Raw genomic sequence first — 26,235 nt, 5'->3', positions numbered from 1 at the left:
TTTATTCTTAGACCAATCCGATTGGAACGTATTCGAGACGTATGTTCATCCAGCAAGATTTTTCGTAAAATGTAGGGTCATTCGTTCCGAAATTGGTTAATGGATTTCTTTACAACCCGCTTCCACCATGCTATTCTATAAGGAAATCATATGCATTCACATTAACGTGAAGACGGGACCAGTAGGACAGTATAAGACGTGACAGAGAGTAAATTTCTTGGCTGCGATAATTTACCACGTTGCCTGACCGAACCTATCCCTGAACGGCCGGCGAAGAGTCGGACAGCCATTCCCACTGTTATTAGGGATTCTTAAGACGGATGAGCAATCATCAACTAAGGTGGTACCGCGGAAGCTATAGACTTTCGTCCTTAACTGGACGAGAGTCTTTTCTATTTATTCAAGGGTATATATGAAGGAGTGTCCCCCTATGAACCGACGAATTGTGGTCAAAATCGGCAGCAGCTCTCTCACATCAGACGAAGGCGGTCTCAACCGGGCTAAGGTTGAATATTTTGCTGCTGAGCTATCCAGTCTGCGTAAAGCTGGTTATCAGGTGCTGCTAGTTACATCAGGCGCCGTTGCAGCTGGCTTCCGACGTATTGGGTACACCAAACGACCTAAGCTAGTGCACGAAAAGCAAGCTTCTGCTGCCGTAGGTCAAGCTTTACTTATGCAATGTTACAACGAAGCGTTCGATCGCCACGACCACGCCGTTGCCCAAATCTTGCTCACCCGCTCAGACTTCTCGAATCGCAAGCGGATTGACAACGCGCTCCGAACATTAGAGGAATTATTACATCACAATGTTATTCCAATTATCAATGAGAATGATACTGTAGCGATCGATGAACTCGAGCAGAAATTTGGCGATAATGATAAACTGTCAGCGTTAGTTGCCAATCTTATGAAGGCCGATCAATTATTGATCGTAACGGATACAGACGGACTATATACCGATGACCCTCGTAAGAACACCGAAGCCAGACGTATAGAAAGAGTTGGCACCATTAGCGATGAGCTGTTCCAGATGGCTGGGGGATCAGGCTCCTCTGTCGGAACGGGCGGGATGCGTTCGAAGATTGAAGCTGCCCGGATTGCAGTTCGAGGCGGAGTGCCGGTATTCATAGGCAAATCCGCTGAACCCGAGGATCTGCTGCTTGCCGTTGACGGCAAGGGCAAGGGAACTTACTTCGAGACCAGTCTTCAGACATTATCCACTAAGAAACAATGGATCGGATTTCACTCCTTATCCCAAGGCAAAGTTGTCGTCGATGCGGGTGCGGAGAAAGCATTAGTTGTTGGCGGACGCAGCTTGCTGCCTGCCGGTGTTGTGGAAGTGCAAGGTGACTTCCATCCGGGTGACGTGATAGAAGTGGTGAATCTAACCGGATTTACGATCGGCAGAGGCGTTGTCAATTATGCGTCGTGGCAGCTGCGAGCCGCAGCAGGATTGTCATCCGAGGAAGTTCAGCGAAGAGTGGAAGTTAGTCGGATGGAAGTTATTCATCGAGACGAATGGATCACTCTCGCGCCGCAGCCTGTTGCAATCGCACTTGAATCCAATAATGATCATGACCAAGGAGGGTCTACTCTATGAGTGAAGTTAAAGAAAAAGCTAGCCTGGCCAAATCAGCAGCAAGAAAAATGGCTTTACTAACGACAGAGCAGAAAAATGATGCTCTACTGCAAATGGCTGACGCGCTTGTAAAAGATAGCAAAGCGATAATGGAGGCCAATGCAGTTGATCTTCAATCAGGCAGAGATAATGGCACAAGCGCCTCCCTTCTGGATCGCCTTGCATTAGACGAGAAGCGAATTGAAGCCATCGCGGACGGATTGCGTCAAGTGGCAGAACTCGCTGATCCAGTAGGCCATCTCATTGAAGACTCACGAAGACCAAATGGTCTGCATATTCGCAAGTGGACCGTTCCGATCGGAGTCATTGGGATGATCTACGAAGCCCGACCTAATGTGACCGTAGATGCAGCTGGATTATGCTTGAAATCAGGCAACTCCGTCGTATTGCGCGGCGGGTCGGCAGCTCTAGAATCGAATCGACGTATCGTCGAGACGATGCAGGAGGCTCTTAGCCACACCTCCATGCCGCCAGAAGCGCTTCAGCTCATCATAAGCTCAGACCGGTCTTCTGTGGATGAGATGCTTACTTTGAATGGATTATTGGACGTTATCATTCCACGTGGAGGGCGTTCTTTAATCCAGAATGTCATCAAAAATGCAACCGTTCCAGTCATTGAAACAGGCGAAGGGATTTGTCACACTTACATTGATATCGAGGCTATTCCAGAGCTTGCAGCTTCAATTGCCATTAATGCCAAGGTACAACGTCCTTCAGTCTGCAATTCAATGGAAACCCTGCTCGTTCATCAAGATTATGCATCCCGTGAACTAGTTGGGCTCGCAGAGCAATTCCGTGAGCTTCAAGTAGAACTTCGCGGTTGTCCTGCTGCACATGAGCTTGTACCCTGGATGACGAAGGCAAGCGAGGAAGATTGGAATACGGAATATAACGATTTGATCCTGAACGTCAAGATCGTGAGCGGAATAGATGAGGCGTTGGAGCATATTCGCACATACGGTACTCTGCATTCGGAGTGTATTGTTACGGAGAATGCAGCAGCGGCTGAGCGATTCCTGCAGGAAGTGGACGCAGCAGCAGTATATCATAACGCATCCACACGATTTACAGACGGCTTCGAATTCGGATATGGCGCAGAGATCGGTATTAGTACACAGAAGCTCCATGCCCGCGGACCAATGGGACTACCTGTTCTCACATCAACGAAGTATACGATTGTCGGGAATGGCCAAATTCGAGGATAAGATTGCCAATATTCCACTACAACATTTCCAGGAGGATTACAAATGATAAGCGATAATACCAACTCGAGTGTGTTGTCTGATCGTCATATTTGTTTTGTCGGAGCCGGCTCCATGGCAGAAGCGATATTCCGCGGGTTAATTACCCGAGGATTTATTGCAGCGAACCAAATCAGTGTAGTTAATCGCCAGGATAACGAACGTTTACAAGAATTGCAACAAACATACGGTGTCTCCGTTAGCGAAGAGCAGGCTGAGAAGGACCGTTTTATTCAAAATGCAGATATTGTTGTGTTCGCAATGAAGCCAAAGGATGCGGGCAGTGCAATTGCCGAGCTATCACCTTTATTGACTGAGAAGCAGCTAATCGTTTCTGTAATAGCCGGACTCTCTATGTCCACAATCGAATCCTTACTAAAAGGAACTTACCGCATTATTCGCACAATGCCCAACACTTCCAGTACAATTGGGCTTGGCGCAACTGGGGTTAGCTTCTCCTCTTCTGTCTCTCCAGCGGAACGACAAATGGGACTTGAATTGTTCCAAGCCGTTGGCATTGCTGTTGAAGTTGAGGAGACGCTTCTTGAGATCGTAACAGGCGTGTCTGGAAGCGGCCCAGCCTACATCTACTATATGATGGAGGCGATGATTGAGGCTGGTGTACGCGGCGGATTGACCGAAGATACAGCCAGACAGCTGACAATTCAGACAGTCCTAGGTGCTGCTGAGATGGTTCAAACAACAGAAGAGGATCCTGCCGAGCTTCGCCGCAAGGTCACTTCACCGAATGGGGCAACGCAAGCCGCCCTATCGACACTGGACGATCACCAATTTACACTTGGAGTCATCAAGGCTGTCCAACGTTCAGCAGAACGGTCCCAAGAGATGGGGGCGGAAATTGCTGCTAAATATACGCAAGGTACAGGAAAGTAGGGATTGGAATCATGAGTTATTGTGTAGCGTCATACCGGTGCTTTGATGAGAAAGCAGATTTCTACAAGAAAGCTCAATCTATTGCCGTTGGCTTGACAGTTGGCAGCTGGACCGAGCTTCCAGACGCCAAGAAAGCTGAGATGGAGAAACATCTGGGCCGCGTATTATCCGTTGAAGTTCATGAACCAGATAAGTCTTATGGCTCTGATGAGTCAGCTGAAGAGCGATATGCGGATATTCGAATTGCATATCCCGATATCAATTTCAGCGCCGACATTCCCGCCCTGCTCGTCACCATATTCGGTAAATTATCGATGGATGGCAGAATCCGACTATTGGACCTGCATGTGTCTGACGCTTTCCTTAATCACTTTCCAGGTCCTAAATTCGGGATATCCGGTGTTCGTGACCTGCTTGGGGTTCATGACAGACCTCTACTTATGAGCATCTTCAAATCTGTCATCGGTCACGATCTGCCTGCGCTTCGTGAGCAATTCTACGGTCAAGCGTTAGGCGGCGTTGATCTGATTAAGGATGACGAGATCCTGTTCGAGAACCCGCTCACCCCTATTGGCAAGCGTGTTGAAGTTTGCATGGCTGCTGCAGCGCAAGCGCAGGCTGAGACCGGTCAAAAGCTGCTCTATGCCGTCAACCTAACAGGGCCAACCTCTAAGCTTGCTGCTCAGGCCAAGCAAGCGATTGATGCGGGTGCGAATGCCCTGCTCTTCAACGTCTTGGCCTACGGCTTCGATGTGCTGCACGAACTGAGCAGCGATCCCGCTATAACGGTGCCCATCGCCGCGCATCCTGCGCTCGCCGGCGCTACTTACCCTTCGCCGCATTATGGTATTGCAGCATCAGTCTTGCTTGGCAAGCTGATGAGGCTTGCGGGAGCCGATCTAGTGTTATTCCCTTCACCTTACGGTTCGGTCGTAATGCCTCGTGAAGAGAACTTGGCGATACAGCATGCGCTCGTAACCGAGCAACTGCTGACAGAATACTTATATGAAGGCAATCCTGCTAACGAACTTAAGCTTCGCAAGAGTTTTCCTGTGCCTTCAGCCGGAATCCATCCAGGACTTGTCCCGCTCATTCTGCGAGATTTCGGCCTGGATGTTGTCGTTAATGCTGGCGGCGGGATCCACGGTCACCCTATGGGGACAGCGGCAGGCGGACAAGCATTCCGTCAAGCCATGGAGGCAACCGTGAAAGGTATTCCGCTGGCAGATGCGGCTAATTCAGCAACTAATCGTGAATTGAAAGCAGCCATAGATTTATGGGGAATCCGCCAATGACAATGACCGGATATAGACAACAAGTTATTTTCTGCGACTTTGACGGAACCATTACTGAGAACGATAATATCGTTGCCATTATGAAACACTTCGATCCGCCTGGCTGGAGCGATATCGTGCAGCGGATTCTCGATCGCTCGATCAGCATCCGTGAAGGCGTCGGATCGATGTTCAATCTTTTTCCTTCCTCCAGGAAGAAAGAGATCGTCCACTATGCGATAAACAATGCGGTCATTCGTAAAGGGCTTCCTGAGCTGTTGGACTATTGTCGACAGCATAACATCACTTTTTACGTGACGAGCGGAGGGATCGATTTCTTTGTCTATCCTCTACTCGCTCCATATCCGATTGACCCAAGCCTTATATACTGCAATGGCAGCAATTTCTCTGGGGATAACATTCGTATCGAATGGCCGCATCCTTGTGACGAGCATTGTCAGGTTGATTGCGGAATGTGTAAAACCACGATAATCCGACGTTTTCCTGCGGACCGATATGAGCGTATCCTTATTGGCGACAGCATAACCGATTTCGAAGGGGCTAAGCTCGCAGATCTGGTATTCGCCCGCTCCCATCTGGAGGATAAATGTACAGAACTCGGGATTCCTTTCGTTCCTTATACGACGTTTGACGATGTGACGAACAAATTGAGATCACGGAATTTGGAGGGTAAAGATGAATCGACCGGAGTATAACTTGGAGGATAAACAGCGTGTGTTCGCTGAACTTCGTGACATTAAAACAAACTTGGCAGCCAGAGGTTGGTTTCCAGGGACGAGCGGTAATTTATCCGTACGTTTAGGAGAATTCGATCCTGACCAATTCGCCTTTGCGATTACGGCCAGCGGCAAGGACAAATCGTTGCAAACACCAGAAGATTTTTTGCTCGTAAACGGTCAAGGCAAGCCAATTGAACCCACTTCCTTGAAGCCATCCGCCGAAACGTTAATTCACTGTGAAATTTACCGATTAACCGGTTGCGGAGCTATATTTCATGTGCATACGGTATTTAACAATTTAATTTCTGAGTTGTTTTGGGAGCGCGGGAGCATTCCTGTTCAAGGCGTTGAACTGATTAAAGCGTTCAACATTTGGGAGGAGGAAGCTTCGATTAATATTCCGATCTTGCCGAATTACACAGACATTTCAAGAATCGCATCATTGGTTGAAGGAAGCTTGATCCCCGACATCCCAGGAATTGTTCTGCGCAAGCACGGGATTTATGCTTGGGGCGCCAACGCATTCGAAGCCAAACGCCACCTTGAGGCGTTTGAGTTTTTGTTCGAGTATGCTGTTCGTTGGGAGCAGTTGAATCGGTCCTAGTGAATGAGCAAAAGCTGGAAAGGGCGTGAACCGCGCCCCTTCCAGCTTTTGCGCCTCACCAGATATACCTTTTATAGACCCAACTGCCGATAAACACAGAGACACCAAATGTAAAGTTAATCCAAACCAATAACTTGGCAGCTTTTTTCTCCTTCTTGAACTGATCGCCTCGATAATTCTTAACATCCACCCATAAAATGTAACCGCCCGTGGTTAGGAATAGAAAAACAATGTAATTTAAATATCCTACATAGCTGGTTGCCATCCCCATTGATCTGCCGCCTCTCAAGCTTTATTCCGTTTTCCCGCCAATTCTGCGAACACTAAATCTTGACTCCACTTTAATATCCACGTCCTTATAAATTTCTCGCCATTTTTCTTTTGTTTTAATATGTTCATTCCAATATTTCGGTTCTTTTGCTCGCACATACTCCCCAAAGCCGAATATATCGGAGCTATTATCCTGGGTTTTCTTAATTAGTCCCATATAAGCTTTGTCTGACTGCTCGGCCAGTTGGTCTTCAATTTTACTAATGACACGCGTTGCTAACTTAGTATTTTCGTTCGATTTTTCCCTCAGGTTGCCTTCATTATGCAGTTTGATATGAAAATGGAGCCGTCCGTTCTTTACGTCAACATCGGTTCTTGCTTTTCTACTTGTTACTTGATACATGACGTCAGTCTCTGTATCCGGGATTCTCGTAATCGTGCTATACCCGCCGGGTTCAAGCCCCTTGATTCCCATGTACGCTCCGATTTCCAACGGTTCGCTATGTCCCACCATTTTCTGACCACTGAAAAAAGCTAACCCTGATATTTGCATATTCCCGTTCTCTACTAACTTTACATAAGGAAGGAATGGCTCGATTCCAAGGGCAGAGTCTGCTGTCCAGAACGTGCCTACAAATGCATTAGGCAGCTTACCCATCTGAACCGCACGATCCATCGTCGCTAACAAGTAAAGGGTAGGCACCCGCTCCAGCTGCGGCGCCATCTTCATCAAATCCTCTGCCCTTCCTTCCGACACTACCATCCAGTTCGTACGCCGAACATCTGGATTCCGCCGCAGATTATCACTGATGTTCGATAAATTCGATTGTGCCAATTTTTTGGACAAGACGATCACCCGAAGATGGCCAAAAAAAAGTTGAGCGGCAATTTGCTGTTGTAAGTTATTAAAGGCATCTTCCAGGGTGTGACCGACGACACTTAACACCCAGACAGGCTTCTGACCCGCCCCGGAACCTCCCCCGCCTTCACCGGGTCCCAAGGGGATTCGACCAGGGATGGCAACTTGAGCGGTTACTTTAAGCATCGCCCCTGCCGGTGATGGGATGGAACCGCGAAGATGTGAGATTTCCCCTTCCTTCTTCTCTTCACTCGGATCCGCTACATCAATGCCAATTCCCAGAATAACAGCCCGCTCTTCAATTTCGAGTCGGTCCCAGCAACCTGTCACCAACGGCAGCAAAGAGACTAATACAAGCAGCACTGCAATCTGCTTGCTTCTAATTAACTTAGTACTTGTTGCCGGTAGAGTCCCCCATTTTTTTCTCAACCCCATTTGAATCCCCCCTTTTTTTGCGTAATCCTGCCATGAGGAGCAGCAGCAATGGATATCCAACCGTGATCACCAGGCCGATCTGACCGATCAACACGATAATATCGTACATATTAAGCACATTCTGAGGAAGCATAGCAAACACGAAGACAAATGGAAGAATCATCATGGAGAACATACGGTGGTCCTTCAGTCTAAACAGCTTGCTGAGGGAATGAATCACCAAATAGTAGCTGGAAAAGAGAGTTGTAAAAACGGCTGTAACCCATACGGCCAAAAAAGCGGCGTCCAATCGCTCTAATATGTTGGCAGGCAGTGAGGTCACCTTCGCTAATTCCAACGTAGGCCACAGCAGCTTGTTCGTTTCTTCTGAGCCGAACACGGCAACCGTAGCGGTAACAATGGAGAGGTACAATCCTCCAGTAATGAGAATAGCCCAATAGGCGGAGGTCATCGCCCGAGCTGGATTGCGCATGGCTGGAATGACCATTGTAATGACGAATGAGCCTTGGAATAAGGCTGCTACTGTCAGACTGCCATTGAACATTTTCCCCCATTCCATAGTTCCCCACACCGGCTGCAGAAACAGAATATCTGCATTTTTCAGTGATAATGCAACGATGAGCAAGACCGGGAACAAAAGAAGAGGAAAGTAGAAATGATGGATATAAGCGAAAGTTGTTATGCTGTTGCGTGTAGATAGAGCAGCGAGCAGAAGCATTACAATGACCGTAACTTCTAATGGCGTTTTCTTTAATACGGTGGTCACAACCACTTCACCAAACTCCCTTGCGGCAAGAGAAGTCAATATGGCAAAAAAGATAATAATAAACAGGCTCCCGATCCGTCCCAGCAGCTTTCCGACAATATCCTCGCTGTACTCAATGATGGATTGATTGGGAAAACGTTGACCAAGCTTGGTAATCAAAAGGATGCCTACGAAGGCGACGATAATTCCTATGATCGTGACTAGCGGTGCAGCAGACCCCCCGCTCTTGGAAGCAAATTGGGGCAGCGGAAGAACCCCTACCCCGATTACAGTGCTAATGATCACGATCGCGGCTTGAATCGCTGTTACTTGACGCGGATTGTCCATCGGAATCCCCTTCCTTTTGAATGCCGGGCGACAGTGGATCCAGCACATTATTTTTACTATGTAGAAGCTTCTCCTCTTTCTCACTGTTGAGTCTAGTATCGTCCATAGGATGAAGCATGACCGGACGGCGTTTCATCCAACCTAAAGGCGCTCGCATCAGTGTATCTTTCATTCCCTGGAAATTTCCCGGTACGAGCGGACTCAGATAGGGCACACCGAATGATTTCAAGGAAAGCATATGATTCACGATCAAGATAAGCCCAACCATAACTCCGTATAAGCCGAATATTCCGGCAAGGATGATAAGCGGGAATCGTAACAACCGGAGCGCTAGTGCAGCATTATAGGCTGGAGTGGCAAAGGATCCAATGGTCGTCAATGCAATGACGACAACTGTGATCGGACTGACAAAGCCTGCCGAGACCGCAGCTTGTCCGACAACAAGTACGCCTACGATAGAAAGTGCACCCCCTACCTGCTGCGGAAGCCGAATCGTTGCCTCTCGAAGCACCTCCATAGACATTTCCATGATGAGCACCTCTATGACGGAAGGAAACGGTACACCTGCACGTCCTCCTGCCACCGCAACCGCAAACTCCGTAGGAATAAGCTCTGGGTTATAGGAAATGACGGCAACATACAAGGCCGGCGAAATCAACGAAAAAATAAGGGCAAGCAGACGGGCGAAACGAATGAAGCTAACCAACAGAAACCGTTCCGTGTAATCCTCGCTGGTCTGGTAAAACTGGGTAAACACCGTTGGAAGGATTAATGCGACGGGAGATCCGTCTACTAATAGAATAACTCGTCCTTCCAGCAAATTTGCCACCGCTTTGTCTGGTCTTTCAGTGTTTTGGATTTGTGGAAAAGGAGAGAAGTGATTATCCTGAATATACTGTTCCAAATAGCCCGAATCCAGAATACCGTCAATCTCGATCATTTCGAGCCTATTTTTTACTTCTTTGACTAACGCGGGATTGACAACACCCTCCAAGTAGCAAACAGCTACCAGGGATCGTGTCATCTTTCCTATCTTCATCGTTTTAATTCGAAAATTCGGCGATTGCAACCTGTAGCGCATGAGAGAAAGGTTCGTGGTCAGCATTTCAATGAATCCTTCTCGCGGCCCCCGAATGACCTGCTCCGTTTCAGGCTGGTTGATCGAGCGTTTATCGATAGAACGAGTCTCGAACATAAAGGCTTCGTCTATCCCCTGGACATGTACGACTGTACAGCCCCCCATAAGCGACTCGACCAGCATGCTCCATTTTTTTTCCGTAACCCCTTCGCTGGGATACAAAAAATCGTTCATCAACAGATCGCGCAACGCTTCTCCATCTAAATTCGTATGCTCGCGACGGCTCCCCACCGCCATGATAGGCCTCAAGATCTCTTTCTGAGCGCTGTCGGTCATGTTACAAAAAAAGGCAATCACAGCAGGTACGTTCCCCATCACATGAAAGGGACGAATAATAAAATCGTCGCTGTCCCCTAAGAGTTCACGCAGAAATGAGATGGTTTCCTCCACGTTAACCGATACAGTTGCATCGGGGTTCTCCTCCAACACAGATGCGGGTGAGTGAACCTCAGGCGTTGACCGCCGCTTGATGCTCTTTTTTTTCATTTTGAACCGCGGTGAAAATACCATTGTTGCTCAGCTCCATTCAAGTCGAAATAAACATGAATCGATTACATTATTCGCAATCCGACATAATATTATCCTGATTTTTACTTTCATTAAGAAATGTGGGACACTGACCTCCGAATAAAACGCAAAAAAACCAATAGAGACCCCTGGATCTCAATTGGTTTAATCAAGTATGATTTCAACCTTTAATTCTGCTCAACCCACTCCACACTTTCAAGAAGACGGTGCTTCATAAGCTCCAATACAAAATCAACATAGTAGTCCTTCCTTACAATAACTCGATAATGATAATTTTCGTATGCATAAAATAAAACATCGGTATAAATCCGATTGTCTTCAAATTTATGCTGAACTTCTTTAATGGCTGCTGCGGAATGGTTTGTCTCTAATAGGATCAGTTCAAATTCTACATCGGGTCCATTTGCTATTTCGCGAATTTGTACAACATTCTTGTTAAAGCGATAAGTGAGCACCTTCATACATGACCCCTCCTTGTATGTTAGATTAAATACCTGAAATAAATGTATACACTGGAAAACGCAATCGACAAAATCATTAGCGGAAACCCGTATTTCAAGAAAGTCAAAAATTTGATGGGATGTCCTTCTCTCCCCGACATTCCTGCAACGATAAGATTGGCGCTAGCGCCAATCAAAGAACCATTTCCTCCCAAGCAAGCGCCAAGTGCGAGACTCCACCATAGAGGCTCCAGGTCGCTCACCCCCATATTACCCATTTCCTGGATCATTGGAATCATTGTTGCAACAAACGGAATGTTATCCAGGAACGCAGAAGCGATTGCGCTAAGCCACAAGATCAGCATAGATGTAGCTACCAGATTCCCATCCGTTAATTCTATAGCTTGAGCAGCTAATTGTGCTATTACCCCGGTTTCAATGAGACCGGAAACAAGAACGAACAACCCTACGAAGAAGAAAATGGTTGCCCATTCGACTTTGGTGAAGGCGGTCTCCATCATATGCTCTCCAGTAAGCAGAAGAAGCAGGAAAGCGCCTGCCAATGCCACGGTTGCCGACTCCAGATGCAAGGCTTGATGAAGAAAAAAACCGATAATAGTAAGACCTAAGACAACTAAACACTTCTTTAGGAGCTTATGATCAACAATCAGCTCCTTTTCATCCAAATCCATTATACTCTTGATACGATCAGGAGTCGTTTGAATATGTTTTCGAAAAAGCAGAATAAAGATGGGGATGTAAACGATCATAATAATAATTGCTATAGGTGCGAGATTATTAATGAAGGCCATAAAGGTCAGTTCCTTAACCGCGCTGCCAATCATAATGTTCGGCGGATCCCCGATCAAAGTTGCCGTACCTCCCACATTAGAGGCGATAATCTGCGTGATTAAATACGGCATAGGGGATACCCCTAGTTGTCGGGTAATACTAAAGGTGACAGGCACCATCAGCAGTACTGTGGTGACATTATCTAGAAAGGCTGATCCTACGGCAGTTATGAGCACTAGCGCAACCAATATTCGTGTGGGGTTCCCTTGCGATTTCTTGGCCGCCCATACGGCAATAAACTTGAATAACCCTGTGTCAGCCGTAATACTAACTATGATCATCATTCCAATCAAAAGTCCCAGTGTATTAAAATCAATATGATGCAAGGCCGTTTCTTGCTCCACAATTCCGAAGGCAACCATGAGCAGGCCGCCGACCATGGCAACAATCGTACGATGAATCTTCTCCGAAATAATCAGTGCATAAATTAATAGGAAGATCCCAATTGCCCAAATCGCTTGTTGTTCCATTACTTATTCCTCCTGACAAAGACACTGTAATTACAATTCAGAAAATAGCAAAAAGGAGCCCTTGGTGACAGGCTCCTCCACTTAATGTAACCAATTATTATATTAGTACTCGTCTACCTATTTGAATTGCATTCTAAAACTATCATGTCGGTTGAATGATGTCAATAAGATTTGGTCTGCTGGCGCCCCCCGCGGAATTTCTGAGTGTATTCCCTGGCTTGCTCCAGAGTGAACACCCGATTGCGGCTCCATTCAAGCAGGATACGATCTACATATCTGAAGTGCAGCTTCCCGGCAAATACAGATTCCTTTAATGCTGCGAGAATCAGCGGCTCTGGATAATGATCCTGATCGATCCACTGGGTTATGGTCTCACACTCCATTGGGGTCAAAGGCCTTGCGAATTCCTTTTCGAAGATAGTGAATATGTCTTTATCTGTATCAGGGGTGCGCAGTGCTTGCACTTGCTCTTCTTGACGCTCCTCCGTCCATTGGACGGCCAGTTTCATATATAGCGGCATCAAGTTATATTGCTCAGACAGAACCCCTGTTATTGGGTCGGTTTCCTCGTCAATTTGAATAAATTGCTGTTGGACAAGTCTTTGTAAAGCTTTTACCACCGTATCTGGTGAGGCTGTCATTCTCGACCCAATCTCATCCAAAGTCGGGAACTCTTTACCTCCCTTCTCACGGAAGGCAATTAAATGTATGAGCAGCATGGCTTCGGTTTCTGACAGCTTCAGTGCTGAATAGGACTGTAACAACAGAACGGGGACAGACACCGAACCTTCGCGAAGCGCAGCAGCAAGTCCTTGCTGGGTCCACTTCCATTGGTCATCTCTTCGCATCATCGGTTCCTTTCTTTATGGGTATAATCGATTCAGCAGACGGGGGAAGGGAATCGTCTCCCGGACGTGCTCGAGGCCGCAGATCCAGGCTACTGTTCGTTCAAGACCTAGACCGAAGCCTGAGTGAGGAACCGTTCCATACTTTCGCAAGTCCAAATACCAGCGGTATGCATCCTCAGCCAATTCATGCTCCTCGAACCTCTCCCGCATCAACTCAGGATCGTCAATTCTTTGACTGCCCCCGATGATCTCTCCATATCCTTCAGGAGCGATGAGATCTGCACATAAGACAACTTCCGGCCGTTCCGGATTCGGCTTCATGTAGAAAGCCTTGAAGGAAGCAGGATAATGCGTAATAAATACTGGCTTGTCGAAGTTCTTGGCGATCTCAGTTTCATGCGGAGCTCCGAAGTCCTCTCCCCACGGCAAATCAAAGCCCTTCTCATGAAGAAGATCGATAGCTTCATCATACGTAATTCGCGGGAATGGCGCCGTCACGTTCTGCAGCTTGCTGATATCTCGTTCCAATGTCTGCAATTCCTGCGGACAGTGCTCTAACACCGATTGAACGATATAGGAGACGAACTGCTCCTGAACACGCAAATTCTCTTCATGATCCACGAAAGCCATCTCCGGTTCTATCATCCAGAATTCAATCAAATGGCGTCGTGTCTTGGATTTCTCCGCACGGAACGTCGGACCGAACGAATAAACGCGTCCTAGCGCCATAGCTGCGGCTTCCATATACAATTGTCCGCTTTGGGTTAAGTAAGCATCTTCATCAAAATATTTGGTATGGAACAAATTTGTCGTGCCTTCACACGATGACGGTGTCAGAATCGGTGGATCAATCAAGTAAAAACCGTTCGTGTCAAAATATTGTTGAACAGCACGAATGATCTGAGCGCGAATAACCATAATAGCACGTTGACGAGGCGATCTCAACCAGAGGTGGCGGTGATCCATCAAATAATCGACCCCATGCTCCTTTGGCGTAATCGGGTATTCGTTAGCAATTTGGATTGTCTCAATTCCTGTCACGGTCAATTCATAACCGCTCTGACTTCTTTCATCTGCCCTAACTGTGCCTGTTATGTACAAAGAGCTTTCTTGGGTCAACTTCCCAGCTTGATTCCAGTCTTCTTCACTGACTTCAGCCTTTACTAACACACCTTGAATAAAACCGCTCCCGTCACGAAGCTGCAGGAATTGAATTTTTCCGCTGGAACGTTTGTTATAAAGCCAACAGCCGATCTTTACCGTCTGTCCAACGTGATCCTTCACGTTACGAATCGCGCATAGTTCCATCTCACTCAACCTCCATATAAGACTAGTTCTATACAAAATGATACCTCAAACGGAGCGCAGAGTCGATATGCGGGATCCTGTGTTCGGCTTTTGGGAATAAAAAAACTTCAGCCTCAAGCTGAAGTTTTTTCCTGTATCGATGCCATTAGTATGCGGAATTCATCACCAGTCAATACTTCTTCCCGAATTAAAATATCTAGCGACTGCTCGAATACGACCCGATATTTTTGTAAAAGCTCATGTGTTTGTTCTGTTAGCTGTTGCAAGATCTCCGCATTTTCTTTCATCAATTCTTCCTTCGTCACCATACGTCGGTCAATAATACCAAGACTGGTCAGACCGGAATCCATCATGGTACCTACCAGGTTAAGCGCTTGTTCAAAATCATTCCTGGATCCTGTGCTGCGTCCTCCGTAAAACAGTTCTTCCGCTACGGATCCGCCAAGTGCAATCATGATCTGATGTTCGATTTCATTCTTGGTATATAAATATTTGTCCTGTTGAGGGCTATGCCTTACATAACCTAATGCTTTGCCTCTAGGACTAAGCGATACCATTGACACGGAAAGAGGTTTCACAACCTCCGCAACAATTGCGTGACCTAATTCATGAAGCGCAACACGGCGTCGTTCCTCGATCGTTGATTCCCGATCAATTTTCTCACCCATCATCACTTTGTCGATTGCCTGAGAGAAGTGCGACTGGCGAATCGTTAAGTCCCCTGCGCGAAGAGCATAGATCGCCGCTTCGTTCATCACACTTTCCAGCTGTGCGCCTGAGAATCCAAATGTCTCCATTGCCACTCGGTCTAGATTCGCTTCTGTGTCAATTGGCTTATTCTTGGTATGAATCTGTAGAACATGAAGGCGACCCTTCTTATCCGGCAGATCAACTTCAATGTGACGATCGAATCTTCCTGGCCGCAAAAGAGCACTATCCAGCATTTCTTTGCGGTTAGTAGCAGCCATAATGAGGATGCGAGGCGTTTCCGCTGTGTGAATGCCGTCCATTTCGGTGAGAAGCTGATTCAGAGTCTGATCATATTCACGTTGTTGACCGCCTTCACGTTTACCGCCAATTACATCAATCTCATCTATGAAAACAATAGCGCTTTGTTTGTTTTCTTTGGTTGCCCGGTTACGGGCCTCCTTGAATAAATCACGAATACGGCTAGCTCCCACCCCAACATACATCTCCACGAATTCACTGCCTGATGCGGAGACGAAAACAGAGTTAGTATAATGAGCCGCTGCCTTTGCCATCAAGGTCTTACCCGTTCCGGGAGGACCCGTCATCAGTATTCCTTTCAAAGGACGAATACCGAACTTTTGAATCTCTTCGTATCGAATCAAGAAATCCAATGCTTCCTGTAACTCTCCCTTGGCGCGATCTTGGCCGCCAATCTCATCAAATGTGAAGTATGCAGGGCTCCTGTTCAGATTCGCTTTACGTGAGCCTGAATTAGAAGATAAGCCCACATTCCCGCCTCGATTCCGGCTCAAGTAGAATAAGGAAAAACCGACTATAGCTACCAAAACAACAGGAAGCAGATTAACTCCCATATACAACAAAAAAGCTGCGAGTGCTGGAATAATTCCTACAATTACTTCTTTCCCGAGCTTACTCATTCGGCCACACCCCTATCTTCTGGGATTGGAGCGGAAGCATTAAGTATAAGCTCTTGGATTGATCTCTCAACGTTACATATACGTATTTATCATCCATTTCCGTTTGCACGTTTAGTCCTTCTAAGGAGCCTTTTAAGTCTTCTAATCGTTCAGGAATATCCCCGTAATGCTTCGTTTGCATGGCTTGCGCTACATGGAACAGTGCCTTGGACCACCAAGCATCCAATGCTGCGTTTGAATCATTCTTAATATCTAATTCCACACTCCGTGATCCAATAACAGAAGCCCCGCGTGTAACAATAGACTTATAGATCTCCCGCATATTAGCATCTGAAGCCGGTGTAAGATGAATAGTAACTTTGTTCCGGTCTACTTCTACTGTGGCATCCTGAATTCCAGGTGTTTCCTTAACAATCTCATTGAGCGGTGTTTCCATAGCATAACTATCATATAAAAACCAGCCACCAAAAAGTACGGTGAGTGATACTATTAAACTAATTCCGATAGGTAGAAGACGCAATTTCATTCATGTCGTCCCCCTTTCTAAGATGTACGAACAGTATATCATATCTGATATACTATAATCCTTTGAAATGTGTGGAAATCGTGTACTTTCTATGATTTTTTATCATTTAGACCATTAATAATTAATGATCTAAAATAAAAAGCCGCCAGTGAATGACTACACTGACGGCTCATATATCTCAATGCTTACTCAGCTTCCAGGTATCGATTTCGACCCCATCGCTGAATCGGTAATAATCATAATAATATCTTTTTTCTTTTGTACGTCTATAGAATACTTCCCAGACATACTCGTCATTCAGTTTCCCTGGCAGTACCCGCTCAATCTCTACATCCTCGCCGCGTTGCAGCACCTTGTCACGAATTACTTGTTCTGTAACACCGCCCTGGGTGCCTCCCAAATATTCCATGTGAACTTCCTCGCCACCGACCCACGCTACTGCTTCCTGGCCTGCTTCATCGTTGCCGAACACAATCGTGTAGGGTTGCTCGCCTCGGAATGTTTCCACACGGCTTACTTGTTTAATATAAGTGTTCTGCGTAACCGTCTCGGTTGCTAGCGCATGAGCATCCCACTCATCGTTCTGGACTGCGAGATAGAACCGAAACAGAACGACGCCGATCAGCACCAAGCCAACTACTAGTCCGGCTATCTTTTTCTTCATCCTTGCGTCAGCCTTTCGAATGAGCTTTGGGCATCAAACTTAATTTTCTCTTCATCCAGGGTTAAGCATTGTCCGTTTCGCACAAGACAGCGGCCGTCCACGAACACATCCGTCACATCTTTGGCTGAAGCCGAGTACACGACATGTGAGCTGTAATCCGTTCTAGGGAGAAAATGCGCTTGATCAATATCAAGAGCTATGAAATCGGCTTTCATGCCAGCTTGCAAAGCGCCCACATCGTCCAGCCAAATGGACTTGGCCCCCGTAAGGGTACCCATGCGAATCGCTTCGACAGCTGGAACAGCCGTCGGGTCACCTGACACTCCTTTGTGGATCAAAGCAGCAAGGCGCATTTCTTCGAACATATCCAGATTATTATTGCTTGCAGGGCCGTCTGTTCCAAGAGAAACCAGTACACCTGCTCTCAACAAATCAGGAACCCGGGCAACTCCGCTGGCTAGCTTCAGATTACTTCCAGGGTTATGGGAAACTCTAACATCGTACTTGCTTAAGATTGCAATTTCATCATCTGTCAAATGAACCGCATGGGCAACAATAGAAGGCCTCGAGAACATGCCAAGCTTCTCTAGATGCGCCACAGGACGAAGACCGTATTGTTGCTCATTCTCCAACACTTCTCTGAGCGTCTCTGACATATGTGTATGCATTGGCAAATTCAGATCATGTGCTGCTTGTACGAACTTCTCAATAAAATCCGGCGGGCACGTGTAAGGTGCGTGCGGCGACATAACAGTAGTGATACGTCCTCCAGCTTGTCCATGCCAATCACGTGCGAACTGAATGGCTTCAGCAAGCTTGGCATCCTGAACATCCGGCGGACATAAACCAATGGCGCCTCGAGTCAACACAGCACGCATTCCTGAAAGTTCAACCGCCTGGGCGACTTCATTCATATGGTCATACATATCCAGGAACGAGGTCGTACCCCCTTTCAGCATCTCAACAATGGACAATAATGTACCTGCTCGAACATCGGCGGCAGTAAATTTGGCCTCATTCGGCCACATTTTCTCTTGGAGCCATACTTGCAGGGCAAGGTCGTCTCCATAGCCTCTTAGCAGCGACATAGCAGCATGTCCATGTGTATTCACTAAGCCAGGCATATACAGCTTGCCTTTACCATCGATTACTTCATCGTAGGATTTGGCCGGATCCGGATCACCTGTGCCTATGTAAATAATTCGATCTCCTTCAATCTCCATGTATCCTTCTAGGTAAGGAGAGGAATCCTGTAAGGTAATAAACTTCCCATTGCGAATCAGTGTTTTTTTCAGCATAAATAAAGACATTCCTCTCTTGAATAAAGTCATGGTTTCAATGTACCTTTTCACAGCTTAGAAATCAAGGACGATTCCCTTTCTATCGCTTCCCAATGCATTGTTGAAAATGAAATGAAAATGCGTTGCAATTGTGCAGTCATGTGTGTTAATTTTAATTTTGTGTAAATGGACAGGTACGCAATCATTTAATCATTATGCCGATGATGGAGGTTTCAACAATGATGATTTTCAACAAAAAAGGGGATATCGATTTCCTCAATTTACTCATTCAGAGCGCGGAGAACACATTAAAGGGTGCACAAATGTTCCGAACCGCAATGATGGGTGACAAGCCCCCTGCAAGCTATTTCGATGTATTGAAGGAAATGGAGAATAAAGGCGACTCCTTAACTCATGAAATATACAAAGGCTTGAATAAAGTGTTCATTACACCGCTTGACAGAGAAGATATTATGGAGCTTGCATCCAAACTCGACGATGTCATGGATGGCATCGAGGCTTCCATCGCTCGCTTCGACTATCTGAACATCACCTTCACGAACCAATATATGAAGGATTTCTCGGAAGTCATTGTTAATTCCTGTGAGCATATGTTAACCGCGTTTAAGCTGCTATCAAAGAAGAAATACATGCAAATTCGCGAACATACGGTACATATTAACTCGCTTGAGAATGAAGGCGACCGTTTAATGCGGGAAGGGATTCGCGAAATTTTCACAAACCCTACTGATCCTTACCAGGATTTTAAGTTGAAGGAACTGTATGAGCGTCTGGAACAAACGACCGACAAGTGCGAAGATGTAGCAGATATCCTTGAAAGTGTAGTTCTTCGATACGCATAACTAAATAGAACACCCTGTAGGAGGATATTATGCTTACGCTTATTATTTTTGTCGTTATCCTTGCTCTCCTGTTCGATTTCATCAATGGTTTTCATGATACAGCCAATGCCATTGCAACTTCGATCTCCACTAGAGCCATGTCACCCCGTTTCGCTGTTATATACGCCGCTTTATTGAATGTGGCGGGAGCAATTGTGTCTTCTGAAGTTGCCAAAACTGTAGGAGGAAAGATTGCAAACCCGGCTAATATCGAGAATGGTATGCTGGTTGTTGTTGCTGCTCTAATATCAGCAATCACCTGGAATTTGTTGACCTGGTATTACGGGATCCCGTCCTCCTCTTCCCATACTTTGATCGGTTCATTGGCTGGGGCGGTTATTGCTGGTGCAGGATTTGATGCCTTAAACTGGGATGGCTTCGGCTCCATTATTATTATTCTGATCATGTCTCCGATTATCGCTTTTGGTGTTGGTTACTTGATCATGACGATCGTCAAATATTCGATTCTGCTCTTCGGTAACCGGTCGAGATCGAAGCTGAACAGAGGATTCAAAACGTTCCAGATCTTTTCGGCAGGATTGCTTTCTTTTTCCCACGGCGGAAATGATGCTCAAAAAGCAATGGGAATTATCGTATTTGCCCTTGTAGCCGGTGGGTTCCAGGATACTCTGGACGTTCCGTTATGGGTCAAACTCTCCGCTGCTACGGCAATGGGGTTAGGGACCTCCGTTGGAGGCTGGCGTATTATCAAAACGGTTAGTAAAAAGATTATGAAGATTGAGCCGTCTAACGGCTTCGCCTCAGATCTGGCATCATCCATCGTTATCCAGACTTCAACAGCAATGGGACAACCTTTGTCCACTACGCATGTTATTACCTCTTCTATAATCGGGACAGGAAGTGTGATCCGATTCAAGGACGTGAAGTGGGGGACGGTCACAAGGATGATAATGACCTGGATTATTACCATTCCGATCAGCATGATCCTTGCATTTATCATTTACGAGGTGTTGTTCAAAATCTTCTAAAAAAAACCGTCCACTGTAGGACGGTTTTTTCATTATAATTATTCAATTTGTCCCTTGGACTCTAAATAATAAGCAAGACTTTGAAGCTCCGTAGTAAAGTCAGCATGGTGCACACGGACGGCCTCTGGTACTTTGATAATCACAGGTGCAAAGTTCAGTATAGCTTCAATTCCGGTTTCCACCAGCTGATTGGCGACGATTTGAGCTTCCAGTGCAGGTACCGTAATAATCCCAATCCTGACCTTATATTGCTCAACAATAGCCTTCAAATCGTGTATGGGGGAAACCTTGAGATTATTGATCTTCTCCCCTATTCGAACGGGAGAAGCATCAAATATGGCTACAATCTTCATATTATCCTGCAAGTAAGCATTGTAGTTGCACAATGCCCTCCCCAAATTGCCAGCCCCGATCAGAACAACAGGTATGACCTGATCGAGCTTTAAAATTTGACGTATTTTTTCAATCAGGTAAGGTACATCATACCCGATCCCCTTTTTGCCGAATTCCCCGAAGTAAGCCAGATCTTTACGAATCTGCGCTGGATTGGCATTCAGCTTATGTCCAAGGTCTTGCGATGAGACCGTTAAGATGTTGCTTTTGTTCATCTCGTTAAGAAAACGCAGATAAACAGGTAGTCTTCTTACTACAGCTTCAGAAATCTTAGGCGTTTTCACTCGCATTATCTCCCATCCAGCTATGAATTCTCGGAACGAGCTGGTTTAAGCTTAGATGCTCAATCTTAGGTCCCGGTAACGAATACAAGAAATGTCTCCCGTAAGTGGTCTCCAACACACGCGTGTCGTAGAGAATAACGACTCCACGATCCGTAGAACGCCGCACAAGCCGTCCAAAGCCTTGCTTGAATCTAATGACAGCTTGAGGTACAGAAAGGGCTGTAAAAGGATTCTGTCGCAGTTTCTTGAGGTGGTCACTCTTGGCTTCTGCCATCGGATGATTCGGCGGTTGGAAAGGAAGCCTTACGATAGCTAGACAGCTAAGCGCATCTCCGGGAATATCTACCCCTTCCCAAAAGCTGCTTGTGCCTAATAATACACAGAAAGAGTGATCTTGGAACAGTCTCGTAAGCTTGGTTCGATTGCTGCTGTCGATCCCTTGACCTAATACATGAATTCCTTCCGCTCTAAGCTGTTCCTTGATCTCTTGATGCACCAATTTAAGCATGCGGTAAGAGGTGAACAAGACCAGCATCCTTCCCTTCATCTCAACAGCTACATCAATTAGGGAACCCGATAAAGCACTTATGAATGCTGCTTCACCCGAGTTTCCTTTGATACTTGGGAAATCGCGGGGAATTAATAGCAAAGCCTGCTTCCGATAATCGAATGCTGATGGCAGTAATACGGTTTTGAGCTTTGGAGTGTCCTGAAAAGTATCAAGGCCTAGCTGATTGCTGCTGTAATGAAATGATTTATTCACGGATAGTGTTGCAGAAGTTAGAACAACACTGTCTTTCACATCGAAAAAATATCCCTTCAACAAATCACTCACATCGAATGGCGCCACCATCAGTTGGATCGATTTACTCCGGAAATATGGGGTAGCTTCCATCCAATACACATAATTCTCATTATCCATCTTCATGAAGAAACGTAGGGAATCTCGGCAGCGCGTGAGCTGTTTGACCGTTCCTGACAAATCCGTTAGCAGACTGCTTGTCGCATATTCCTCTGATTTGTCTTTCATCTCAGAAGAGATTCGATCCAATTTCTTCGTGATATCGGTTAGCTCGAGATAGATGTTCTCTTCCATGGTCACTAACGATTTCCATTGGCTTGGCAGCTGATCCGGCTTCATTCGCCGAACGAATTGCCCTCCTTCACCAGCCAGAGGATCTACCTGCTCAGCGGTTAATTGAAATAACAGTTCCGTGAGCTGATCCCATTCTTCTTTCACGCGAATGATTTTGGGATACAGACTGTCTAATCCGCTTAACCAATCGGCTGATGCCCCCTCAGGCTCTTGCTGAAGTCTCGCTAATAATGTTGGAAGCTGACCGCTTCTAGAGTCTTTGTAAAGTCTTAGTATAGCGTTATGGAGTGCATTGTAGCTCAGCTCAGATCCAAGCAGCTTGGAAGCCACTTCCTCAAAATGATGAGCCTCGTCCACTACAAGGTGCTTGTAGCTTGGTAATAACCGATTCTCAGCCTGGATGTCCGTGAACAATAAGGAATGATTCGTAATGACAAGATCTGCAATAGAAGCCTCATGGCGCGCTCTATGAAAGAAACATTTCTTAAACCAAGGGCAAGCCCTGTTCAGACACGAGTCAGTATCGCTTGAAACCGTATTCCAGAATTCGTTCCCGCGATTACCGAAATAAATCTCTTCCTCGTCGCCATGTTTCGTTTCGGTCAGCCAGACGATCATTTGCGCCGCTGTAAGACGATCGTCTCGATCGTTAGCATAATCATTGTGCTGCAGCTTTTGCTCGAACTTCCGCAGACACAAATACCGACTTCGCCCCTTTAGTACAGACGCTCGAAACGATACAGGCAAAATGTCTTGAAGTAAAGGAATGTCGCGTTGTCGCAGCTGCTCCTGCAAATTAATCGTATGGGTGCTGACGATCATTTTTTTCTCTTCTTTGATACCGTGGTACAGAGAAGGAATCAAATAGCCTAGAGATTTGCCTGTTCCTGTACCCGCTTCAACAATAAGATGTTGGTCACTGGCAAGCGAAGCTTGAACCTCTTCAATCATCTGGCGCTGTGCTGGACGTGATTCATAATCGGTGAATCGTTCCTGCAAATTAAGATTGATTTGTTCATAAAACTTCTCGAAGGTTTGATCAGCTGGAAACGCAGGTTTTCCTTCTTCTCTTGCCGGCTTCTCTTCATCCCAATTATCAACGTTCATTGCGAACTGACGAAAATATTTATGTGTGTCTGGGTCGAGAGCGGTTAATGTTTCTTTCCATAGACGTACTTCATGGATAAACCAAGCGAAATCCGTCAGCTCGGATTCATACAGATTGGAGAGTCTCTGAAGAGTGATCAACGGGAGATTTTCTATACGTTCCAGGCATCTTTGCCAAATCAGAGCCGTTGCCTCAGCATCCGAGTCCGCACGATGCGGATGGTCATGCGGAATCCCGAAGGAGTTGCTGACCATGGAAAGTTGTAAAGTGGGCAGTCCAGGGAACAATACACGCAGGAAAGGTATCGTGTCGAGAACACGTCCTCCAAAAGCGTTGTATCCGCATTGCTCGAAAGCACGTGCAAGAAAGCCTAAATCAAACACAGCGTTATGCGCCACTATTACAGTATTCTCATCGAAATATGGAAGCATTCGAGCTACGACATCCTGTAGATCCGGGGCATCCTTCACATGTTCATCAGAGATCCCGGTCAATTGAGCAATAAATTCAGGTATTGCTTTGTTAGGTTTGACGAACGAAGAGAACTTCTCTGTAATAAAGCCTTGCTCTATAACAACAAGACCAACCTGTATGATGTCATCCGAAGGTTGGTCTCCCGTAGTTTCAAAATCCATAACCGTAAATTTCATCCTACGTATTCAATCCTTTCTAAACAAGTGCACCTTAAGCATACCAAAACGATGCACCGTATGGAAAGGTAAAGTTTTCCCCGGGCATCGTCTGGAATTAATGCAAGAAGTTTTGCCCAGGCAAATTCGTGCCTGCTTGCTTGGCGCAAACTTCCATATTATGGACAGGCTGCACGCAGGATGGATCTGCCTGATACGCAAGTTGAAACAATTGCTGAGCCTGCTCCAAATTGTCATTCTTAGCCTGGATACATCCCATAGCGTTGTAAGAAATTGCTCTCATGGGTGCATGATCAGAAATAGAAATAATAAATTTAAAATGCCGGTAGGCTTCTGCTTCATTGCCGTTTCTCATATGCCCCATTGCCAAATACAAGCGACCCAACATGAAATCGGGAAATTGACGCACTACTTGCTCAAAGGATCGCACAGCATTCTCGAACATCATGAGTTGAAAATATCCTTGACCCTTATTAAAGTCATCGGACTTGAACCCAGGTTCTCCAGGATCTGTCAAGAGCCCGGACTGTTTCTTCTCAACTTGGCTTGCAGGTAAGGATACATGTTGCGTGATGCTGCCCATCTTCTCTTCAAATTTCAGCCATTCTTCAATCATGTGATCACTCATGCTTTTCAGGGCATTCAGTTTCTGGCTGAGCTCATGCTTTTGAGCGGGTTCCGCATTCGGATAATGCAGAGCAATATCATCTAGAACGTCATTCATGGTCTCGAATAGCTGCTTAATCATGACATCCCACCTTAAGCTGAAGGTTGTATCGACTTTTCAAGCAACTCTCCCCTACATGTTACATAATGGTCGAGTGTGTTTCCTCGTGCAATGTATGAAGAACTTGATTGTCCGGGCCCATAATGGCTACCTTCGGCTTGTTCAGCAGAGCTTCCTCATTACTCATAAGGGCATAAGCAATAATGATAACTGTATCTCCTGGTTGTACCAGTCGGGCTGCTGCACCATTGAGGCATATGACACCTGAGCCGCGAGGTCCTGGAATAACGTACGTTTCTAGCCTCGCTCCATTGTTATTATCCACGATTTGAACTTTTTCATTAGCCAAAATATCGACCAAATCCATCAAATCTTCATCAATCGTAATGCTTCCGATGTAATTCAAGTTTGCTTCCGTAACTGTTGCACGGTGAATTTTGGACTTCATCATGGTGCGAAACATCGTGGATCACCTCCCGTTAAGAATCGTATTGTCAATAAGACGTGTTTTTCCGAATTTGACTGCAAGCGCAATAACAATCCGTTGTTCCTTGGTAAAAGCTTCAAGCTGCTGTAAAGAAGGATAAGTTCGAATATCTACATAATCGATAATAGCTATAGGTGCAGAATGGATGTGTTGAATAATCCGATTCCTAAGTGATTCAGGAGTAAGGGATGAATCAGTCGCATACAGGTCTTCCGCTATATTTAATGCTTGAGACAATACCAGAGCTTGTTGACGCTCCTCCTGGCTCAAATACACATTGCGCGAGCTCATCGCAAGACCGTCTGCTTCTCTCAGCGTCGGGCAAGGAATGATTTGCACAGGCATATTGAGATCAACCACCATCTGCTCAATAACAGCTACCTGCTGCGCATCCTTTTGTCCGAAGTAAGCGCGATCCGGTTGGACGATCTGGAACAGCTTGGTCACAACTGTAGCTACACCGTCAAAGTGACCTGGCCTTGATGCCCCGCACATGACATCCGTTAATCCAGTTACTACAACTTTGGACTGAATGGGAGTTGGATACATTTCCTTCACCGAAGGAATGAATATGAAATCCGTTCCCGCCTGTTCGGCCAATTGTGTATCTCGAGCATGATCTCGCGGATACTTATCGAAATCTTCATTGGCTCCGAATTGCAACGGATTCACGAAAATACTCACTACAACAATGTCGCATTCTTGACGTGCCCGCTTGATCAGACTGACATGCCCTTCATGCATGTAACCTAATGTGGGCATAAAACCGACAGTTGGTTCAACGGAAGACTTGCTTCTTCTATCCCGTTTGGCTTCTAATAAAGCTTGGCGAAGCCCAGCTATTGTATCAATCACTTTCATGTAGAAA

Annotated in this window: 25 protein-coding genes; 8 read left to right on the top strand and 17 right to left on the bottom strand. The window is 46.1% G+C overall.

Going from position 1 to position 26,235, the window contains the following annotated elements; all coding sequences use genetic code 11:
* The first annotated feature begins 430 nt into the window (after positions 1-430).
* The 6 genes from proB to mtnB are packed head-to-tail and all read left to right on the top strand — an operon-like array spanning position 431 to position 6,392.
* Positions 431-1,600, top strand: coding sequence for a glutamate 5-kinase (proB, locus tag AC58QD_RS04375; protein ID WP_497330418.1), 1,170 nt, complete (start codon positions 431-433; stop codon positions 1,598-1,600).
* Entirely contained in the window at positions 1,597-2,844 is a 1,248-nt protein-coding gene (locus tag AC58QD_RS04370; RefSeq protein ID WP_497330416.1) for a glutamate-5-semialdehyde dehydrogenase, read from the top strand. The genes proB and AC58QD_RS04370 overlap by 4 nt, the downstream gene beginning before the upstream one ends.
* A gap of 42 nt (positions 2,845-2,886) precedes the next feature.
* Positions 2,887-3,774, top strand: coding sequence for a pyrroline-5-carboxylate reductase (gene proC / locus AC58QD_RS04365; RefSeq protein WP_497330414.1), 888 nt, complete (start codon positions 2,887-2,889; stop codon positions 3,772-3,774).
* An 8-nt stretch (positions 3,775-3,782) separates the two neighbouring features.
* Positions 3,783-5,069, top strand: coding sequence for a 2,3-diketo-5-methylthiopentyl-1-phosphate enolase (locus AC58QD_RS04360; protein WP_497331387.1), 1,287 nt, complete (start codon positions 3,783-3,785; stop codon positions 5,067-5,069).
* Between the two features lie 2 nt (positions 5,070-5,071).
* A complete protein-coding gene (locus AC58QD_RS04355) occupies positions 5,072-5,764 on the top strand; it encodes a 2-hydroxy-3-keto-5-methylthiopentenyl-1-phosphate phosphatase (protein WP_497331385.1) in 693 nt (230 codons plus the stop codon).
* Complete coding sequence (gene mtnB, locus AC58QD_RS04350) at positions 5,745-6,392, top strand: methylthioribulose 1-phosphate dehydratase (protein ID WP_497330412.1); 648 nt, start codon at positions 5,745-5,747, stop codon at positions 6,390-6,392. The genes AC58QD_RS04355 and mtnB overlap by 20 nt, the downstream gene beginning before the upstream one ends.
* Before the next feature lie 55 nt (positions 6,393-6,447).
* Here the strand turns inward: mtnB and AC58QD_RS04345 are convergent, their stop codons facing one another.
* The 12 genes from AC58QD_RS04345 to AC58QD_RS04290 all read right to left on the bottom strand — a co-directional run bounded on the left by AC58QD_RS04345 (position 6,448) and on the right by AC58QD_RS04290 (position 18,749).
* Positions 6,448-6,663, bottom strand: a complete 216-nt coding sequence (locus tag AC58QD_RS04345; RefSeq protein ID WP_497330410.1) for a CLC_0170 family protein — start codon at positions 6,661-6,663, stop codon at positions 6,448-6,450.
* 21 nt (positions 6,664-6,684) lie between these two features.
* Entirely contained in the window at positions 6,685-7,956 is a 1,272-nt protein-coding gene (locus AC58QD_RS04340; protein WP_497330408.1) for a Ger(x)C family spore germination protein, read from the bottom strand.
* Positions 7,910-9,049 carry a GerAB/ArcD/ProY family transporter gene (locus AC58QD_RS04335; RefSeq protein ID WP_497330406.1) on the bottom strand — a complete coding sequence of 380 codons (1,140 nt, stop codon included), beginning with the start codon at positions 9,047-9,049 and terminating at the stop codon, positions 7,910-7,912. Before AC58QD_RS04335 ends, AC58QD_RS04340 begins: the two co-directional genes overlap by 47 nt.
* Positions 8,997-10,697, bottom strand: coding sequence for a spore germination protein (locus AC58QD_RS04330; RefSeq protein ID WP_497330404.1), 1,701 nt, complete (start codon positions 10,695-10,697; stop codon positions 8,997-8,999). Before AC58QD_RS04330 ends, AC58QD_RS04335 begins: the two co-directional genes overlap by 53 nt.
* A gap of 185 nt (positions 10,698-10,882) precedes the next feature.
* Complete coding sequence (locus AC58QD_RS04325; RefSeq protein ID WP_497330402.1) at positions 10,883-11,176, bottom strand: hypothetical protein; 294 nt, start codon at positions 11,174-11,176, stop codon at positions 10,883-10,885.
* A gap of 20 nt (positions 11,177-11,196) precedes the next feature.
* On the bottom strand, positions 11,197-12,477 hold the full coding sequence (locus AC58QD_RS04320) for an ArsB/NhaD family transporter (RefSeq protein ID WP_497330400.1): 1,281 nt from the start codon (positions 12,475-12,477) through the stop codon (positions 11,197-11,199).
* Between the two features lie 161 nt (positions 12,478-12,638).
* Positions 12,639-13,328: a DnaD domain protein gene (locus tag AC58QD_RS04315; protein ID WP_497330398.1), complete on the bottom strand. Its 690-nt coding sequence runs from the start codon at positions 13,326-13,328 to the stop codon at positions 12,639-12,641.
* Between the two features lie 12 nt (positions 13,329-13,340).
* Complete coding sequence (gene asnS, locus AC58QD_RS04310) at positions 13,341-14,633, bottom strand: asparagine--tRNA ligase (protein WP_497330396.1); 1,293 nt, start codon at positions 14,631-14,633, stop codon at positions 13,341-13,343.
* Between the two features lie 113 nt (positions 14,634-14,746).
* The gene (locus tag AC58QD_RS04305) at positions 14,747-16,261 is read right to left on the bottom strand and encodes an AAA family ATPase (RefSeq protein WP_497330394.1); all 1,515 of its coding nucleotides are present in this window, start codon (positions 16,259-16,261) and stop codon (positions 14,747-14,749) included.
* Positions 16,254-16,787 (bottom strand): hypothetical protein, encoded by a 534-nt coding sequence (locus tag AC58QD_RS04300; RefSeq protein ID WP_497330392.1) that lies wholly within the window; start codon positions 16,785-16,787, stop codon positions 16,254-16,256. The genes AC58QD_RS04305 and AC58QD_RS04300 overlap by 8 nt, the downstream gene beginning before the upstream one ends.
* Positions 16,788-16,965: 178 nt before the next feature.
* Positions 16,966-17,451, bottom strand: coding sequence for a cell wall elongation regulator TseB-like domain-containing protein (locus AC58QD_RS04295; RefSeq protein WP_497330390.1), 486 nt, complete (start codon positions 17,449-17,451; stop codon positions 16,966-16,968).
* Positions 17,448-18,749 carry an amidohydrolase gene (locus tag AC58QD_RS04290; protein WP_497330388.1) on the bottom strand — a complete coding sequence of 434 codons (1,302 nt, stop codon included), beginning with the start codon at positions 18,747-18,749 and terminating at the stop codon, positions 17,448-17,450. The genes AC58QD_RS04295 and AC58QD_RS04290 overlap by 4 nt, the downstream gene beginning before the upstream one ends.
* A 221-nt stretch (positions 18,750-18,970) precedes the next feature.
* Between AC58QD_RS04290 and AC58QD_RS04285 the strand changes: the two genes are divergently transcribed.
* Both AC58QD_RS04285 and AC58QD_RS04280 read left to right on the top strand, forming a co-directional pair.
* The gene (locus tag AC58QD_RS04285) at positions 18,971-19,594 is read left to right on the top strand and encodes a DUF47 domain-containing protein (RefSeq protein WP_497330386.1); all 624 of its coding nucleotides are present in this window, start codon (positions 18,971-18,973) and stop codon (positions 19,592-19,594) included.
* 29 nt (positions 19,595-19,623) lie between these two features.
* Entirely contained in the window at positions 19,624-20,622 is a 999-nt protein-coding gene (locus AC58QD_RS04280) for an inorganic phosphate transporter (protein ID WP_497330384.1), read from the top strand.
* 38 nt (positions 20,623-20,660) lie between these two features.
* Here the strand turns inward: AC58QD_RS04280 and AC58QD_RS04275 are convergent, their stop codons facing one another.
* The 5 genes from AC58QD_RS04275 to panC form a co-directional block, all read right to left on the bottom strand.
* Positions 20,661-21,299: a redox-sensing transcriptional repressor Rex gene (locus AC58QD_RS04275; protein WP_497330382.1), complete on the bottom strand. Its 639-nt coding sequence runs from the start codon at positions 21,297-21,299 to the stop codon at positions 20,661-20,663.
* On the bottom strand, positions 21,286-24,153 hold the full coding sequence (gene dinG, locus AC58QD_RS04270) for an ATP-dependent DNA helicase DinG (RefSeq protein WP_497330380.1): 2,868 nt from the start codon (positions 24,151-24,153) through the stop codon (positions 21,286-21,288). Before dinG ends, AC58QD_RS04275 begins: the two co-directional genes overlap by 14 nt.
* A 97-nt stretch (positions 24,154-24,250) precedes the next feature.
* The gene (locus AC58QD_RS04265) at positions 24,251-24,901 is read right to left on the bottom strand and encodes a tetratricopeptide repeat protein (RefSeq protein WP_497330378.1); all 651 of its coding nucleotides are present in this window, start codon (positions 24,899-24,901) and stop codon (positions 24,251-24,253) included.
* A gap of 58 nt (positions 24,902-24,959) precedes the next feature.
* Positions 24,960-25,343: an aspartate 1-decarboxylase gene (gene panD / locus AC58QD_RS04260; RefSeq protein WP_497330376.1), complete on the bottom strand. Its 384-nt coding sequence runs from the start codon at positions 25,341-25,343 to the stop codon at positions 24,960-24,962.
* Between the two features lie 6 nt (positions 25,344-25,349).
* Complete coding sequence (gene panC, locus AC58QD_RS04255) at positions 25,350-26,228, bottom strand: pantoate--beta-alanine ligase (protein WP_497330374.1); 879 nt, start codon at positions 26,226-26,228, stop codon at positions 25,350-25,352.
* Positions 26,229-26,235 lie beyond the last annotated feature (7 nt).

This window comes from Paenibacillus sp. J2R1T-4, from assembly GCF_059692235.1.
Note: the sequence above shows the minus strand (reverse complement) of the source record. Positions and strands in the feature narration are given on the sequence as shown.

Excerpts from the sequence above, each read along its gene's own strand:
- AC58QD_RS04320 (WP_497330400.1), bottom strand. The coding sequence starts at position 12,477 with ATGGAACAACAAGCGATTTGGGCAATTGGGATCTTCCTATTAATTTAT.
- AC58QD_RS04325 (WP_497330402.1), bottom strand. The coding sequence starts at position 11,176 with ATGAAGGTGCTCACTTATCGCTTTAACAAGAATGTTGTACAAATTCGC.
- AC58QD_RS04285 (WP_497330386.1), top strand. The coding sequence starts at position 18,971 with ATGATGATTTTCAACAAAAAAGGGGATATCGATTTCCTCAATTTACTC.
- asnS (WP_497330396.1), bottom strand. The coding sequence starts at position 14,633 with ATGGAACTATGCGCGATTCGTAACGTGAAGGATCACGTTGGACAGACG.
- AC58QD_RS04355 (WP_497331385.1), top strand. The coding sequence starts at position 5,072 with ATGACCGGATATAGACAACAAGTTATTTTCTGCGACTTTGACGGAACC.
- AC58QD_RS04345 (WP_497330410.1), bottom strand. The coding sequence starts at position 6,663 with ATGGGGATGGCAACCAGCTATGTAGGATATTTAAATTACATTGTTTTT.
- proB (WP_497330418.1), top strand. The coding sequence starts at position 431 with ATGAACCGACGAATTGTGGTCAAAATCGGCAGCAGCTCTCTCACATCA.
- AC58QD_RS04335 (WP_497330406.1), bottom strand. The coding sequence starts at position 9,049 with ATGGACAATCCGCGTCAAGTAACAGCGATTCAAGCCGCGATCGTGATC.
- AC58QD_RS04280 (WP_497330384.1), top strand. The coding sequence starts at position 19,624 with ATGCTTACGCTTATTATTTTTGTCGTTATCCTTGCTCTCCTGTTCGAT.
- AC58QD_RS04265 (WP_497330378.1), bottom strand. The coding sequence starts at position 24,901 with ATGATTAAGCAGCTATTCGAGACCATGAATGACGTTCTAGATGATATT.
- proC (WP_497330414.1), top strand. The coding sequence starts at position 2,887 with ATGATAAGCGATAATACCAACTCGAGTGTGTTGTCTGATCGTCATATT.
- dinG (WP_497330380.1), bottom strand. The coding sequence starts at position 24,153 with ATGAAATTTACGGTTATGGATTTTGAAACTACGGGAGACCAACCTTCG.
- AC58QD_RS04295 (WP_497330390.1), bottom strand. The coding sequence starts at position 17,451 with ATGAAGAAAAAGATAGCCGGACTAGTAGTTGGCTTGGTGCTGATCGGC.
- AC58QD_RS04340 (WP_497330408.1), bottom strand. The coding sequence starts at position 7,956 with ATGGGGTTGAGAAAAAAATGGGGGACTCTACCGGCAACAAGTACTAAG.
- AC58QD_RS04305 (WP_497330394.1), bottom strand. The coding sequence starts at position 16,261 with ATGAGTAAGCTCGGGAAAGAAGTAATTGTAGGAATTATTCCAGCACTC.
- AC58QD_RS04370 (WP_497330416.1), top strand. The coding sequence starts at position 1,597 with ATGAGTGAAGTTAAAGAAAAAGCTAGCCTGGCCAAATCAGCAGCAAGA.
- mtnB (WP_497330412.1), top strand. The coding sequence starts at position 5,745 with ATGAATCGACCGGAGTATAACTTGGAGGATAAACAGCGTGTGTTCGCT.
- panD (WP_497330376.1), bottom strand. The coding sequence starts at position 25,343 with ATGTTTCGCACCATGATGAAGTCCAAAATTCACCGTGCAACAGTTACG.
- AC58QD_RS04300 (WP_497330392.1), bottom strand. The coding sequence starts at position 16,787 with ATGAAATTGCGTCTTCTACCTATCGGAATTAGTTTAATAGTATCACTC.
- panC (WP_497330374.1), bottom strand. The coding sequence starts at position 26,228 with ATGAAAGTGATTGATACAATAGCTGGGCTTCGCCAAGCTTTATTAGAA.
- AC58QD_RS04290 (WP_497330388.1), bottom strand. The coding sequence starts at position 18,749 with ATGCTGAAAAAAACACTGATTCGCAATGGGAAGTTTATTACCTTACAG.
- AC58QD_RS04315 (WP_497330398.1), bottom strand. The coding sequence starts at position 13,328 with ATGATGCGAAGAGATGACCAATGGAAGTGGACCCAGCAAGGACTTGCT.
- AC58QD_RS04330 (WP_497330404.1), bottom strand. The coding sequence starts at position 10,697 with ATGGTATTTTCACCGCGGTTCAAAATGAAAAAAAAGAGCATCAAGCGG.